The following is a 13,662-nucleotide window of genomic DNA, read 5'->3' on the forward strand; positions in this document are numbered from 1 at the left end:
GCCGGTGCCGGACCGGCTGGGCCCCGTACGGGCGGCCAGCATGTACCTGGCGGCCGAAGCGGGCGCGCAGATCGGCGGCGATCTGTACGACGTGGTCCAGACCCGGTACGGGGTCCGGATGATCGTCGGGGATGTCCGGGGCAAGGGACTGCCCGCCGTACGGGCCGCTGCGGTCGTGCTGGGCGCATTCCGGGAGTCCGTGCACTACGAGCACGAGCTGGTGGAGGTCATCAACCACTGCGGAGCGGCCCTGCGACGGGACGCCGCCGTCGCGGGCGCGGGCGTGGCCGGCGGCAGCGACGCCCTCCTGGAGGGATTCGTCACCGCGGTCGTGGCCCAGATCCCGGACGGCCCTCACGTCGAGGTGATCAACCGGGGCCATCCGCCCCCGCTGCTGCTGCGCAACGGCACGGTCCGGACTCTGACGCCCACCGCCTCCCTGCCGCCGCTCGGTCTCGAGGAATTCATCAGCGGTCCTCCCGGACGGACGGACAGCTATGCGTTCGCACCGGGGGACCGGCTGCTGTTGTACACCGACGGCGTCATCGAGGCCCGCGACCGGGACGGCACCTTCTTCGGCCTGGCCGACGCCATGGTGACCATGCGCGACCACACCCGGCCGGCGTTCCTGGAGGGCCTGCGCCAGGCCTTGCTCCGCCACACCGAGACCCGCCTGGCGGACGACGTGGCGGTCATCCTCGTCGACCGGCGCGAAGACGAGGGGCAGCGGTCGGCCAGAGGCCCGACGTAGTGTCCGCTGCTGGTCCCGGCGGCCGCCCTTGCCACGTACGTGCCATGTCCACGTGAACGGTTGCCCCGGCCGCGCACCACTGCGGACCGGCGCCACCCCGCTCGGCCCCCGGACACACCCGCCTCGATCGCCGTACGCCATACGTGGCCGCACCCGCCCCGTTACGGCGTGGTCCGCGCAGCGTGCGGCGGCACCGGCCCCCTTCGGCCCGCGTTCCGACTCGCCCGGACGGTCCCGGGCGCGACAGCATGGAGAGAGTGCGGTCGGCGGGATGCCCTCGGGAGGAGGTGATACGGACAGTGACCACTCATCGCTTTGCGTTCTGCGGGGCTGAGCTTGCCGCTGTCTATGTGGTCGCCGACCAGGGCCGGGAACTCCATCTGGCCGAGCTGACCGGAAACCGCGGCGTCCTCTACGGACTGCCCGCGATCCTCGCCGTGGCCAGCCATTCCCCCGCCGCCAACGCGTTCCGCTCCGGCCGCCCGCTGTGGCTGACTCCCAAGGAACTCGCCACGTTCATCGAGGACGATCCCCACCACTTCCCCACCAGGGTCCGCGACGGCGACCCCAGCTCGCCGGCCAGGATCTCGCTGGGCGCGCTGCCACTGGGACACGGAGAGCAGGAGCTCGGGTGCCTGATCGTCGCCGGGGCGACCGGGGACGGCTTCAGCGCCGATGACCGCAGCCTCCTGGAGCTCTACGCCGATCAGGTGGCCGCCGGACTCGAATCGGTCGCCGCTCGTTTCGCCGGACGCAGAGCACCACAGGCACATCTGGGTCAGTCCCTGGTGCCTCACCAGGGCGGCGCGTTCATCCTGGAACTGAGCACCGGCCGCATGGAGGCCCACGCGCACGTGCTGGAACTGCTCGGTCTGCCTCCCGAGCAGTTCGACGGGCAGGTGGAGACCCTGCTCGCCTGCGCGGTCCCCGACGACATGCCCGCACTGATGGCGATCGTGGAGCCCGACCGGCTGGTCGCCGCCGGACAGCAGCTGGCGTTCCGTATCCGCCGCCCGAACGGCGAGCTGCGCTGGCTGGGGCTGCGTTGCCGCGTGGAGGTGGACTCCGATGGCACGCCGCGGCGCGTCCTGGGCGTGGTGGCCGATGCCACCTATCTGCGCCCCAGCGCCGACGAGGTCTCCCTCGTGCAGCGGCTGTCGGCCATGCTGGCGGGAGCGGCGACCATCCGAGAGGTCAGCCGGCTGGTGGTCGCCGCCCTGCGCGAGCCGCTCGGCGCCTCCCGGGTCGCGGTCGGCGAACTGGAGGCCGACCGGCTCATAGTCACCGCCCTCGACCCTCCGGAACCCGATGCCTGGCCCGGGACATGGCGCTCGGAATGGCGGTCCGAGTGGCCCGACGCGTCGCTCAGCGCCCTGCCCACCCTGCAGAGCGCGCTGCGCGGGGGGCATATGAGTCTGTGGCCGCCGGGCGCGGCTCTCGAGCCCGGTCTGCTGGGCATCGGGCCCGGTGGTCTCGCGGTGCTGCCGCTGCCCGCCGACGGCCGGATGGTCGGGGTGTGTCTGGTGGGGTGGGAGGCGGAGCACCGGTTCGGACCGGAGGAGCGGTCCCTGCTGACCGCGACCGCGGGACTGGTCGGGCAGGCGCTGGTGCGCGCCCACGCACTGGACGCGGGCCACGAACTCGCCACCATGCTCCAGCGCAGTCTGCTGCCCCGCAAGCTCCCGGAGCTGCCGGGCGGGGTCGCTGTCGCCCGCTACCTGCCCGCGACGGCCGGACTGGAGGTCGGCGGCGACTGGTATGACGTCATTCCGCTCAGCGACGGTCATGTGGCGTTCGTCATCGGGGACGTACAGGGGCACAGCGCGGGAGCCGCCACCATCATGGGCCAGATGCGTACGGCGGTCAGGGCCTACGCGGTGGAGGGCCACCCGCCCGATGTGGTGGTCGCGCGGGCCAACCGTCTGCTCGTCGGCATGGAGACCGATCTGTTCGCCACCTGTGGGTACGTGGACCTGGACATGGAGGAGGGCATCGCCAGGGTCGTACGGGCCGGCCATCTGCCGCCGATCTTGCGCCATCCCGACGGCGTCACCGAGGAGATGGCGGTCGAGGGCGGGCCTCCCCTCGGAGTGCTCGCGGAAGCCGAATTCCCCATGACCGAGGCGGGGCTGGTCCCCGGCACCCTGCTCGTTCTGCTGACCGACGGCCTGGTCGAGTCCGCAAGGCTCCCCGTGGAGGAGGGCATGCGGCGGGTGTGCGAGGTGCTCGCCGCGGCCAACCCGGTCGATGCCGGAGGGGTCGCCGACGAGTTGGTCGTCGGTGTGGGCCGTCGCGACGACGATGTGGCGTTGCTGGTGCTGCGCTACGACGGCACAGGGGGCCGGCCGATGCGGAGCCACTGGACGGTGTGGCGGCTGCCCAACGCGGTTTTGCACGCGCGCCGCTTCACCGCGCGCACCCTGCGGTCCTGGGGAGTGGTGGAGGAACTCGACGCAGCTCTGCTGGTCGTGTCCGAGCTGGTCACCAACGCCCTCGCGCACACGCAGGGCGAAGTGGGGATGGATCTGACCCTGTCGGCGGACCGGCTGCGCATCGCCGTGAACGACGCTTCGCCGCGCAGCCCCGTCAAACCGGTATGGGTGAGCTGGGAGTCGACCGGCGGTCGCGGGCTGCTCATCGTCGAGGCGCTGACGGCGGCCTGGGGCTCGGTGCCGCTCAGCGGCGGCAAGCAAGTGTGGGCCGAGATGCCCTGGCGCCCGGCGAGCGGCCGGCGCACCGGGTGAGGCCCGTCGCGCCCTCACCGAACCGGCCACGGGAGCCGGCACGGTGCCGCCCCAGCAGGTCGGACCACGCGTCTCCGGCAGGAGCCGTTCCGGGACTTCCGGAAGCCTTCGCAGCCTCCGTTTCAGCGGTGTGGTGGCTGGCCACACAGGGCGGTATCTGAATGTGATGGTCCACGACATACGCGGCTGACCTGCGGGCTTCTACGGTGTGGCGACACGGAACGTCCCCCGCGACCACCTGGAAGTGGTGCACATGGTCTCCCCCGCAACGGCTGCGCCGGCCCGGTCGGGCATCGCGCGAATCATCAGCGCCAGCCTCATCGGCACCACCATCGAGTGGTACGACTTCTTCCTGTACGGCTCCGCCGCCGCCCTCGTCTTCAACAAGCTGTTCTTCCCCAGCAGTGAGCCGCTGGTCGGCACGCTCCTCGCCTTCCTCACCTACGCGATCGGCTTCGCGGCCCGCCCGCTCGGCGGCCTCGTCTTCGGCCACTACGGGGACAAGACCGGCCGGAAGAAGCTCCTCGTACTCAGCCTCCTCATGATGGGCGGCGCCACCTTCGCGATGGGCCTGCTCCCGACCCACGCGAGCATCGGCGTCGGCGCACCGGTCCTGCTCACCCTGCTGCGCCTGGTCCAGGGCTTCGCACTCGGCGGCGAGTGGGGCGGCGCGGTCCTGCTGGTCTCCGAACACGGCGACGACAAGAACCGCGGCTTCTGGGCCTCCTGGCCGCAGGCCGGCGCCCCCGGCGGCAACCTGCTCGCCACCGGTGTCCTCGCCCTGCTGGCCGCGGTCCAGTCCGACGAGGCCTTCCTCGCCTGGGGCTGGCGGATCCCGTTCCTGCTCTCCGGGGTGCTCGTCGTGATCGGCCTGTGGATCCGGGTGTCGGTGTCCGAATCCCCGGTCTTCCTCGAAGCCCAGGCCAAGGCCGCCGAACAGGCCGCCGTCGGCGCCCGGGAGAAGCCGCCCGTGGTGGAGGTGTTCCGTACGAACTGGCGAGGTGTCCTCACCGCGGTCGGCACCCGCCTCGGCGAGAACATCTCCTACTACATCCTGACGGCCTTCCTGCTCGTCTACGTCACGACCCACCTGGGACTGTCCAAGAGCGACGGCCTGAACGCCGTGCTGATCGGCTCCGCCGTCCACTTCGTCACCATCCCGGCGTGGGGAGCCCTGTCCGACCGGATCGGCCGCCGTCCGGTGACGCTCATCGGCTCCCTCGGCATGACCGGATGGGCGTTCGCGTTCTTCGCGATGCTCGACTCCCGGTCCTTCCCGGTCATCGCCGCCGCGGTCACCATCGGGCTGCTCTTCCACGGCGCGATGTACGGACCGCAGGCGGCCTTCATCTCCGAGATGTTCGACACCGAGGTCCGCTACTCCGGCGCCTCGATGGGCTCCCAGCTCGCCTCGATCATCGGTGGCGCCCTCGCCCCGATCATCGCGGTGGCCCTGCTCGACGACTACGACTCCTCCCTGCCGATCTCGGTCTACCTCGCCGCCGCGGCGGTGATCACGAGCGCGACCGTCCTCGCCGCCAAGGAGACCCGCGGGCGTAACCTGGCCCGGTCGTACAGCCCGACCCCCGTTCCGGTTCCCGGCCACCGCCAGGCCGGCGCCGATCCGGTGTCCGCCGACAGGACCTAGCCGCCCCGCGTCCAGCAGCACGGAGAAGCCCGACATGCCGACCACCGCGAAGAGCCCAGGCGACGGCGGGGCATGGAGCGCCCTGCGCCAGCTGCTGGACCTGCTGGCGCGGGGCGCGCCGGCGGAGGACTTCGCGCAGCCGGCCGAAGCGGCCCGCCGGGCGGGCCTCTCAGCGTCGCAGACGCAGGCGGTCACCGAGGCCACCCAGGTGGCGCTCGCCATCCGCCGCACCCTCAGCCAGCACCGCCGGCGCGAGGCCGAACTGGCGGCCCTCTTCGACACCGCCGGCGACCTCGCGGCGCTGCGTGACCCGGACGCCGTCCTGCGGGCCATCGTCCACCGGGCCAAGCTCCTCCTCGGCACGGACGTCACCTACCTGTCCCTCAACGACGACGAGGCGGGCGACACCTACATGCGGGTGACCGACGGCTCGGTCTCCGCCGCCTTCCAGCAGGTGCGACTGGGCATGGGGGAGGGCCTGGGCGGGCTGGTCGCCGAGACGGCCCGCCCGTACACGACCGGCGACTACCGCGAAGACCCGCGCTTCAAGCACACCGCCCCCATCGACAGCGCCGTCGCCGAAGAGGGACTGCGGGCCATCCTCGGCGTCCCGCTGCGCCTGGGCACCCGGGTGATCGGCGTCCTCTACGCGGCCGACCGCACCGCCCGCAGCTTCACCCCGGACGAGGTCGCCCTGCTCGCCTCGCTCGCCGACCACGCCGCCATCGCCATCGACAGTGCCCGTCTCCTGGAGGAGACGCGTACCGCACTCGTCGACCTCAACGCGGCCTCCCAGACGATCGAGGCCCACAACCAGGCCATCAGGCGTGCCGAGGACGCCCACGACCGGCTGACCGACCTGGTCCTGCGCGGAGCGGGCATCACCGAAGTGGCCACCGCCATCGGCGCCGTCCTGCAGGGCGGCATGCTCATCCACGACGCGGACGGTACCGAACTCGCCCGGGCGGGCGCGGACCCGCAGCCTCCGACGCCCCAGGCCGTGGCCACTTCCAGGGCGGGTGGCCGCGCCGTTCCCGTCCAGGGCACCTGGGTGTGCGCGGTCCTCGCCGGACACGAACTCCTCGGCAGCATCGCCCTCACCGGCCGCCCCGACCTCACCGACGAGGACCGCCGGCTTTTCGAACGGGCCAGCGTCGTCACGGCCCTGCTCCTGCTCCTGCGCAGGTCGGTCGCCGAGACCGAGGACCGCGTGCGCGGCGAACTGCTGGGCGACCTCCTCAACCGCGCCGCCGACCCCGCCGGCCTGTCGGCCCGCGCCCGCCGGCTCGGCGTCAGCCTCGGCCAGCCGCACGCGGTGTTCGTCCTCCACGCGGACGCCGTCCCCCGCCCCCGGCTGCTGGCCGCGGCCGCCCGTACCGCGCAGGCGCGCAAGGGGCTGGCCGGGCAGCACCACGACGACGTGGTCCTCATCTGCCCCTCGGAGAACCCCAGCGCGAGCGCGGCCTCGCTCGCCGCAGAGCTGGGTCAGGCCGTGGCCGTCCCGGTCACCGTCGGGGCGGCGGGGCGCCCGGTGACCGGTCCGCCCGACTTCGCCGACGCGTACGCGGAAGCGCGCCGCTGCCTGGCCGCCCTGCACGCCCTCGGCAACGGGGGGACCGGTGCCGCCCTGACCGACCTGGGCTTCGTCGGCATACTGCTCGGCGGCCAGACGGACCTGGGCGGCTACGTACGCCGGACCCTGGGCCCGCTCCTCGACTACGACGCGAAGCGCGGTACGGACCTCACCCACACCCTGCGGACCTACTTCGCGCTCGGCACGAGCCAGGCCAGAACCAGCGCCGAACTCCACGTCCACGTCAACACGGTGGTCCAGCGCCTGGACCGCATAGGCCGCCTGCTCGGCCGGGACTGGCAACGCCCGGAGCGGGCACTGGAACTGCAACTGGCCCTGCGCATCGACCAGGTGTCGGCGGACCGCACCGGCTAGCCTTCGGCAGGCCGCCACCGCAGCAGGGACTACGTCTACGCCACAGGCTGGGACGGACCGTCCCCCTTCACCCAGGTCTACGAACGGCTGCAGCGCGACCCGGCCTGGCGCACCCATGCCGTGGCCTGCGGCCACGACGTGAAGCGGGACGCCCCCGACGAGCTCTTGAAGGTCCTGACCGCTGCCGCCTGACGATGACGGCCGCACGACTGCCGGATTCCCTGCGTGCGGCACGGCTGCTCGGACAGTGGCTGATACCGATTCGGTTGCGACCGTCGCCCCGGTCGTGCCCGACACCTTCCCTCGGCCGTTGCAGGGGCATGGAAGCCATCCACGAGACGTACGCGGTGCTCGACGGCGCCTACTGGCTCGACGACACCGACAGTGGCCGTGCCCACTGTGCCCGCTGCCCACTCGGCACCGACGCTCCGGACGCCGTGCCGGAGCCCGGGCAGGAAGGGCTGCTGGACCGGCTCCAGTCCGCCTTCACCTGCGGTAACGCCGGCAGGTTGCGAGCCGTCATGCTCACCTGCTCGGTCGGCACCGTCATCGCGGGAGCGGAGGCGGCGCTCCGCCGCTGAGCGCTCAACGGCATTCGGGCCCAGGGGACATGAGACCGGCGCCCCCTCCGTTCGGCTTTGATCGATTTCGGTGCTGCGGCCTAGCATGTGCACGCCAGACGCCCTCTGCGTGCCCATCGCCGACGAAAGCAGCACATGCGCATCAAGCGGATACTCGCCGTGACCGCCCTCCTCGCTTCCTTCCCCGCACTCGCCGCGTGCGAGGACGCCGAGCCCGGCGCGGCGGGTGCCGTACCCACGGGCATCGCCGGTGTCCCCGAAGCGGCGCCGGCGACCCTGGCCGAAGCACAGAAGTACGTCCAGCGGTACGGCTCGTGCGAGAACATGGGCACGCAGCCGGACGACAGCCGGCTGCCACTGACCGACCTCACGACGGTCGGGAAATGGTCCGTGACCGAGCGGGGAGTGTGCAGCGACCGCGTCGAGCACGGCGAGATCATCTTCTACATGGCCTCGGACATGAAGGAGTTCCAGGCGGGCTACAAGCAGCGCGTCATGGACCAGATCGCGGCCGGCAAGGCGACGTACGGCCTGAACAGCCGGGTGTTCGTCGGCAAGCACTACGCCGTCACCCCTACCGAGACCAAGACGGCCCTCGCCCTCGCCCGGTCGGACCTGCGCATCCTCACCTGCAACCCGACCTTCGGCGTGCCCAAGGGCTACAAGAAGGAGAAGGCGCTGGTCGACGGCTGTGTGCTCAGCGACTTCGTCGGGAGTACGGACGGCAGCGGCAGCCCGAACTTCGAGACCCCGCAGGACGACCCGGCCGCCGCGGGCCGGGAGTCCGAGAAGCCGGGCCAGCCGGCACAGGGCAGCCTCGGCCTGCCCCGGGCCGGGAGCCTCGACGAGCTGAAGAAGCTGGTCCACCCGCACACCGTCGACTGCACGAACATGTCCACCGCTCCCGATGCCGTCGCCGTCGAGTCGATCGACTACCTGCCGGTGGTGGTCGGGGACCAGCTCGGATGGGGCGTCAAGGAACGCGCCGTGTGCGGTGAGGCCGCGGGGGAGCGGCGCGCCCACAACCTGAACTGGCTGGATGTCGTCCGTGACATGAAGACCCTGCAGCTCAAGGCGAAGGCCGCCCAGCAGGCTGATCTGAAGGACGACGGCCGGCTCAAAGCCACCGCCAGCAGGCTCCTGGTCGGCGAGAACATCGCGGTGGAGACCAACAGCCGGGAGGTCCGGAACGGCCTCTACCAGTTGCAGTTCCTCTCCTTGAACTGTGAGCCCGGCTTCAGTGCCCCGGCGGGCTACCGACTGGAGAAGTCCCAGGTCGAGGGCTGCGTCCTCACGAACTACGAGCACTGACACCACGGGCCGGCACCGGCCGTCGACCGTGCGGCCGCCCCCACGGCTCGCGACCGCCGGGTGGATTTCGGACCGCCCTGCCGGCCGTACACTCGGCCCATGGGTCGCACACGCACGTCGAGGAAGTGCCCGCCGCGGGCTGCCTCCGCGCTGCGCCCCTCGACCTCGGCCCCGGCCGAGGTCGAGGCGCCCGAGACGCGCCGCATCGCTCTGCACGGCCACGGCTAGCGACTTCCCGCGGAGTCCGTACCGGTCTCCGTTGCCGGTTCGCCGCTCTTCTCGTATCTCGTACGTCCGGCAGGGCCTCTTCCCGCCGCGACGAGCCGCCACGTCCGGTTCCGGCTCCGGCTGACGTCATCACCGCGGTCCCCGGCGTGCCGTCGGAGACCGCCGCCCGGCCGCGGCCCGCACGATCGGGGCCGAGCCGCTCCGAAAGGGATCATTGTGAAGCTGAGCGAGTTGCTGGCCGGGCAGGAGCACCACGTTCTCCGGGGTGACCCGGAGAAGACACCGATCACCGGGGGAGTCACCTTCGACGTGGAACGGGTGATGCCGGGTTCCGTGTTCATCGCGGTGCCGGGCCACGAGGAGGGGGGTCCCGACTCGGTCCCCGCCGCCCTCGCACGCGGCGCAGCCGCGGTACTCGTCGACGGGAGCGAACCGGACCACCCCGTGCCGACGTGGCCCGCCGACGCATGCGCCGTGCGGGTGCCGAGCGCCCGGACGGCCGCCGGGGTCGTGGCCTCCCGCTACTTCGGCGAACCGGGGCGGCAGATGGACATGGTGGCGATCACCGGCACCAACGGCAAGACGTCGGTGTCGTACATGGTCGAATCCGTCCTGCGGACCTCGGAGGGCGCAAAGGTGGGGGTGATCGGGACGGCGGGCAGCCGGATCGGCGACGAGCTCATCCCGATGCCGCGATCCGTGCTGACGACGCCGGAATCGCCGGACCTCCAGTACCTCTTGGGATACATGCGTGACCGGGGAACCGGCAGCGCGGTGCTCGAAGCCACGTCGATGGCGCTGCTGAACCACCGCGTGGACCGGACGTTCATCGACGTAGGAGTCTTCACCAACCTGACGCAGGACCATCTGGACGACCACGGCACGATGGCGAACTACCGGGATGCCAAGCTACGCCTGTTCCAGGGCTTGTGCCGGCACGCGGTGGTGAACGTGGACGACCCGGTGGGTGCCCGGATCCCGGCGATGATGCCGGGCGCGGTGACCACGTACGCCCTGGACGCCCCGGCGGACTACCGGGCCACGGACCTCGTCGTGAGCGCCTCCGGCACGCGGTTCACCCTGCACCACGGCGGGCGCGCGTATCCGGCCTCGATCCCCGTCCCCGGCCGGTTCTCGGTGGCCAACGCACTGGGCACCCTGGCGGCCTGCCACTTCTTGGGCCACGATCTGGGCCCCCTCGTCGCCGCCCTGGACCGGATGCCGCCCGTCCCCGGCCGGTTCGAGCGCTTCCGGACCCCCCTCGGCACCTCGGTCATCGTCGACTACGCGCACTCACCGGATTCCCTGAACAAGGTGCTGACCGCCATCCGGGGCTTCGCCCGCGGCCGGGTCATCACCGTCTTCGGCTGCGGCGGGGACCGGGACACCACCAAGCGCGCCGAAATGGGGAGCATCGCGGGGACCAGGTCCGACCTGTGCGTCCTCACCTCGGACAATCCCCGTAACGAGGACCCCGAGGCGATCCTCGACCAGATCACCCCCGGCCTCGTGGAGACCGGCACGCCCTTCGAACGATTCCCCGACCGCCGGCAGGCGATCGCCTTCGCGCTGTCCGTCGCGGGCCCCGACGACACGGTGCTGATCGCGGGCAAGGGGAGCGAGCCGCACCAGATCGTCGGCGAAGAGCTGATTCCCTTCAGCGACATGGCGACCGTGCGCGAACTCGTGCAGGCCGCGTAGCCGCCGTCCCGTCGGGGAGGTCTGTGACGGGCCCGGCCCCGGCCGCGAGCAGCACGCGGAGCCGGGCCGGTGGCGTCGAGCCCTACTCGAACCGCGAGGTGTCGCCCGCCCCCGGGCGTACGATCTCGGCCTCACCACTGGAGTAGTCGATGACGGTGGTGGGCTTGGTTCCGCAGTCGCCCGAGTCGAGAACGGCGTCCACCAGGTGCTCGAGCCGTTCCTTGATCTCCCAGCCCTGCGTCATGGGCTCCTCCTCGTCGGGCAGCAGCAGGGTGCTGGAGAGGAGGGGTTCGCCGAGTTCGGCGAGCAGGGCCTGGGTGACGACGTGGTCGGGAATCCGGACTCCGACCGTCTTCTTCTTCGGGTGGAGCAGCTGGCGCGGTACCTCGCTCGTCGCGCGGAGGATGAAGGTGTACGGTCCCGGCGTCGCCGCCTTGATCGCACGGAACACGTCGTTGTCGAGGTGCACGAACTGGCCCAGCTGCGCGAAGTTCTGGCACACGAGGGTGAAGTGGTGCCGGTCGTCGAGATTCCGGATCGACCGGATCCGGGTCATGCCGTCGCGGTTGCCCACCTGGCAGCCGAGTGCGAAGCAGGAGTCCGTGGGGTACGCGACGAGCGCGCCGGAGCGGATGCTGTCCGCGACATTGCCGATGGTGCGCGGCTGGGGATTCTCGGGGTGCACGTCGAAGTACTTCGCCATCCACCGAGCGTACAGGGATCCGACGGCGTGACTGCGCCGCGGCCCCACGGCCGAGGAACCACCTCTCCTACCCCCTTTGACCAGGTAGGACAGGGTAAGGCCGAGATCGCCGGGCCTGCGCGGCACCCACGCGCACCAGGCGACGCCGCCCGACGGGACCCGGCGTCCTCACGGGGCCTGCCCCGTGAGGACGCCGGTCCGGGCTCCGGCCAGGGGACGTCGTGTCCCGTCAGTCCGGCAGCGGGCGGGCCCGGACCCCTTGGGCGGGTACTTGCTGGCTGCTCGACGGGAGCATGCGCACCTCGCCCTGATCGCTGATCTCCGCCTGGACGATGCCGGTCTCGTCGGAGTAGACGGGATGCCCGCCGGGGCCACTGCGGTCCGTACGGGTCACGACCACCACGTCCTGGCCGTCCTCGACGCCGTCGGGGATCACCAGCTCGTACCGCTCCGCGTGCATTTCGCTCCCTTCGACAGGCCGCCCCGCAGCTTCATCATGCAGCTTCATCATGCGGGCCGGGTGCCAAGACCGCATCGCCGTGCGATCACAGGGAGTGAGCAGATCGCACCCTCCCGGCCCTCCGTGGTGCGCGCCCGCGAGGCCTACGGCTGCGCGTACGGCCGCGCGTACGGCCGCGTCATGATCTCCATGTTGTGACCGTCCGGGTCGTCGAAGTACGCCCCGCGACCGCCGAACAGGCTGTTGATCCGGCCGGGTTCGGTGTGGCTCGGATCGGCGTAGTAGGTGACGCCGACCGTATCCAGTCGGGCGATCATGTCGTCGAACTGCGCGTCGGGCACGAGGAACGCGTAGTGCTGCGACTGGATCGGCTCGTCGCGCTGCTCGTAGTAGTCGATCGTACGACATCAGTGGTGTTTCTCCGGGTCTTTGGGTCCGTTGGGACGGGGGCGCCGCGCGCGGGGCGCGGGAGCGAAGACGCGGAGAAGTGGCGGGGCCCGTGCCCGCCTCGCGCTCAAGCCGAGGCCGGGAGTCCCATTCGTGTATGGCCCATGGCCGACCCGGCAGTCACACGAGCGACCCTAGTGCGCCTCACGGGGCCGGGTGTCAGGAGAAGAGCCAGCGCGTCTGGCTGTAGCCGCCCTTGCCGAAGCCGAAGGCGGTGCGCGGCGGCACCGCGAAAACCAGGGCCTCGCCCGCGTCGGGATTGACGAACGCGCCGTCGCTCACGTCGAAGTGCCATTCGGCGCCGTACTTCGCCTCCCAGGCGGCGGCGAGCTCGCGCAGCCGGCCCGAGTCCGTCACGCGGGCCGCCTCGCCCTCGACGACCAGGTCGAAGCCCTCGTGCAGGGCGTTGCAGCCGGTGGTGAGGATGACGTGCGGATTGGCCCGGAGGTTCTTGGCCTTGCGTTCCTCCGGGCCCGTGCAGAAGTGCAGCGCGCCGTCCGTCCAGACGCCGATCAGCGGGGTGACGTGCGGCCGCGCGTCCGGGCGCACGGTCGTCAGCCAGTACAGCTCCGCCTCGGCCAGCCGGGTGACGGCCTGAGACCACGGCACGGCCGTCGCCCGCTCGTCGCTGTAGCGCTCGTCCAGCTCGGTGCGGGGTTCCTTGTCGGGCATGGGGTGTCCTCCTGACACAGTCGGATTCCAGCCTGTGCCCGCGTGGCCCGGCCGTCCACCGCGGGCGCGGGGTGCGGCGCCGGGTCAGTGGAGGTGCTCCTGCCAGTCCGCGGGGACCTTGCCCCGGGGGCCCGGGGTCGGCTGGGAGGACGGGTGAGCGGTGGGCGGGGGCAGCTGGAGCCCCTCGTAGTACTCCTGGGTCTCGGTGTTCCAGAACCAGTCCTCGCCCGGTTCGAAGCTGGTCAGGAAGGGGTGTCCCGCCTGCCGCGCGTGCTTCGTCCCGTGCTGCGAGGGTGAGGAGTCACAGCATCCGATGTGCCCGCACGCGGCGCACCGCCGCAGATGTAGCCACCACCCCGGTCCGTCGCCCGCCAGGCACTCCACGCAGCCGTCCCCGCTCGGGGCCGCCGTGGGATCGATACCCGGGATCTGGTCGTGTGCCATGGACGTGCCTCCCTGATGCGGGAC

12 protein-coding genes and 1 pseudogene are annotated in these 13,662 nt (G+C 71.6%); 8 read left to right on the plus strand and 5 right to left on the minus strand.

The window, feature by feature from the left end; translation table 11 throughout:
• The 8 genes from AB0D48_RS34770 to AB0D48_RS34805 form a co-directional block, all read left to right on the plus strand.
• Positions 1–751, plus strand: a 751-nt coding sequence (locus AB0D48_RS34770) for a PP2C family protein-serine/threonine phosphatase (RefSeq protein WP_362406439.1), incomplete at its 5' end; no start/stop codon positions are given.
• A gap of 248 nt (positions 752–999) precedes the next feature.
• Positions 1,000–3,495: a SpoIIE family protein phosphatase gene (locus tag AB0D48_RS34775; RefSeq protein ID WP_362406442.1), complete on the plus strand. Its 2,496-nt coding sequence runs from the start codon at positions 1,000–1,002 to the stop codon at positions 3,493–3,495.
• A 253-nt stretch (positions 3,496–3,748) separates the two neighbouring features.
• Complete coding sequence (locus tag AB0D48_RS34780; protein ID WP_362406512.1) at positions 3,749–5,143, plus strand: MFS transporter; 1,395 nt, start codon at positions 3,749–3,751, stop codon at positions 5,141–5,143.
• Positions 5,144–5,177: 34 nt separating this feature from the next.
• Positions 5,178–7,091 carry a GAF domain-containing protein gene (locus AB0D48_RS34785; RefSeq protein ID WP_362406446.1) on the plus strand — a complete coding sequence of 638 codons (1,914 nt, stop codon included), beginning with the start codon at positions 5,178–5,180 and terminating at the stop codon, positions 7,089–7,091.
• A gap of 320 nt (positions 7,092–7,411) precedes the next feature.
• Positions 7,412–7,672 (plus strand): hypothetical protein, encoded by a 261-nt coding sequence (locus tag AB0D48_RS34790; RefSeq protein WP_362406449.1) that lies wholly within the window; start codon positions 7,412–7,414, stop codon positions 7,670–7,672.
• Positions 7,673–7,807: 135 nt separating this feature from the next.
• On the plus strand, positions 7,808–8,983 hold the full coding sequence (locus tag AB0D48_RS34795) for a hypothetical protein (RefSeq protein WP_362406452.1): 1,176 nt from the start codon (positions 7,808–7,810) through the stop codon (positions 8,981–8,983).
• Between the two features lie 99 nt (positions 8,984–9,082).
• Positions 9,083–9,211, plus strand: coding sequence for a hypothetical protein (locus AB0D48_RS34800; RefSeq protein ID WP_362406455.1), 129 nt, complete (start codon positions 9,083–9,085; stop codon positions 9,209–9,211).
• Between the two features lie 216 nt (positions 9,212–9,427).
• Positions 9,428–10,912 (plus strand): UDP-N-acetylmuramoyl-L-alanyl-D-glutamate--2,6-diaminopimelate ligase, encoded by a 1,485-nt coding sequence (locus AB0D48_RS34805; RefSeq protein ID WP_362406458.1) that lies wholly within the window; start codon positions 9,428–9,430, stop codon positions 10,910–10,912.
• Positions 10,913–10,994: 82 nt separating this feature from the next.
• Here the strand turns inward: AB0D48_RS34805 and AB0D48_RS34810 are convergent, their stop codons facing one another.
• The 5 genes and pseudogenes from AB0D48_RS34810 to AB0D48_RS34830 form a co-directional block, all read right to left on the minus strand.
• On the minus strand, positions 10,995–11,615 hold the full coding sequence (locus AB0D48_RS34810; protein WP_362406461.1) for an L-threonylcarbamoyladenylate synthase: 621 nt from the start codon (positions 11,613–11,615) through the stop codon (positions 10,995–10,997).
• 229 nt (positions 11,616–11,844) lie between these two features.
• Entirely contained in the window at positions 11,845–12,075 is a 231-nt protein-coding gene (locus AB0D48_RS34815) for a DUF6296 family protein (protein WP_362406464.1), read from the minus strand.
• A gap of 143 nt (positions 12,076–12,218) precedes the next feature.
• Positions 12,219–12,476 (minus strand): annotated as a pseudogene (locus AB0D48_RS34820) (VOC family protein); the annotation flags it as partial.
• Positions 12,477–12,681: 205 nt separating this feature from the next.
• Positions 12,682–13,194 carry a pyridoxamine 5'-phosphate oxidase family protein gene (locus AB0D48_RS34825; protein WP_362406467.1) on the minus strand — a complete coding sequence of 171 codons (513 nt, stop codon included), beginning with the start codon at positions 13,192–13,194 and terminating at the stop codon, positions 12,682–12,684.
• Positions 13,195–13,278: 84 nt separating this feature from the next.
• Positions 13,279–13,638 carry a UBP-type zinc finger domain-containing protein gene (locus AB0D48_RS34830; protein WP_362406470.1) on the minus strand — a complete coding sequence of 120 codons (360 nt, stop codon included), beginning with the start codon at positions 13,636–13,638 and terminating at the stop codon, positions 13,279–13,281.
• Between the last annotated feature and the right edge of the window lie 24 nt (positions 13,639–13,662).

This window comes from Streptomyces sp. NPDC048269 (assembly GCF_040652395.1).
Classification (GTDB): Bacteria; Actinomycetota; Actinomycetes; order Streptomycetales; family Streptomycetaceae; genus Streptomyces.

Bases quoted from the DNA above. Each gene is read 5' to 3' on its own strand.
- AB0D48_RS34775 (WP_362406442.1), top strand. From the start codon at position 1,000: ATGGAGAGAGTGCGGTCGGCGGGATGCCCTCGGGAGGAGGTGATACGG.
- AB0D48_RS34790 (WP_362406449.1), top strand. From the start codon at position 7,412: ATGGAAGCCATCCACGAGACGTACGCGGTGCTCGACGGCGCCTACTGG.
- AB0D48_RS34825 (WP_362406467.1), bottom strand. From the start codon at position 13,194: ATGCCCGACAAGGAACCCCGCACCGAGCTGGACGAGCGCTACAGCGAC.
- AB0D48_RS34830 (WP_362406470.1), bottom strand. From the start codon at position 13,638: ATGGCACACGACCAGATCCCGGGTATCGATCCCACGGCGGCCCCGAGC.
- AB0D48_RS34815 (WP_362406464.1), bottom strand. From the start codon at position 12,075: ATGCACGCGGAGCGGTACGAGCTGGTGATCCCCGACGGCGTCGAGGAC.
- AB0D48_RS34780 (WP_362406512.1), top strand. From the start codon at position 3,749: ATGGTCTCCCCCGCAACGGCTGCGCCGGCCCGGTCGGGCATCGCGCGA.
- AB0D48_RS34810 (WP_362406461.1), bottom strand. From the start codon at position 11,615: ATGGCGAAGTACTTCGACGTGCACCCCGAGAATCCCCAGCCGCGCACC.
- AB0D48_RS34800 (WP_362406455.1), top strand. From the start codon at position 9,083: ATGGGTCGCACACGCACGTCGAGGAAGTGCCCGCCGCGGGCTGCCTCC.
- AB0D48_RS34795 (WP_362406452.1), top strand. From the start codon at position 7,808: ATGCGCATCAAGCGGATACTCGCCGTGACCGCCCTCCTCGCTTCCTTC.
- AB0D48_RS34785 (WP_362406446.1), top strand. From the start codon at position 5,178: ATGCCGACCACCGCGAAGAGCCCAGGCGACGGCGGGGCATGGAGCGCC.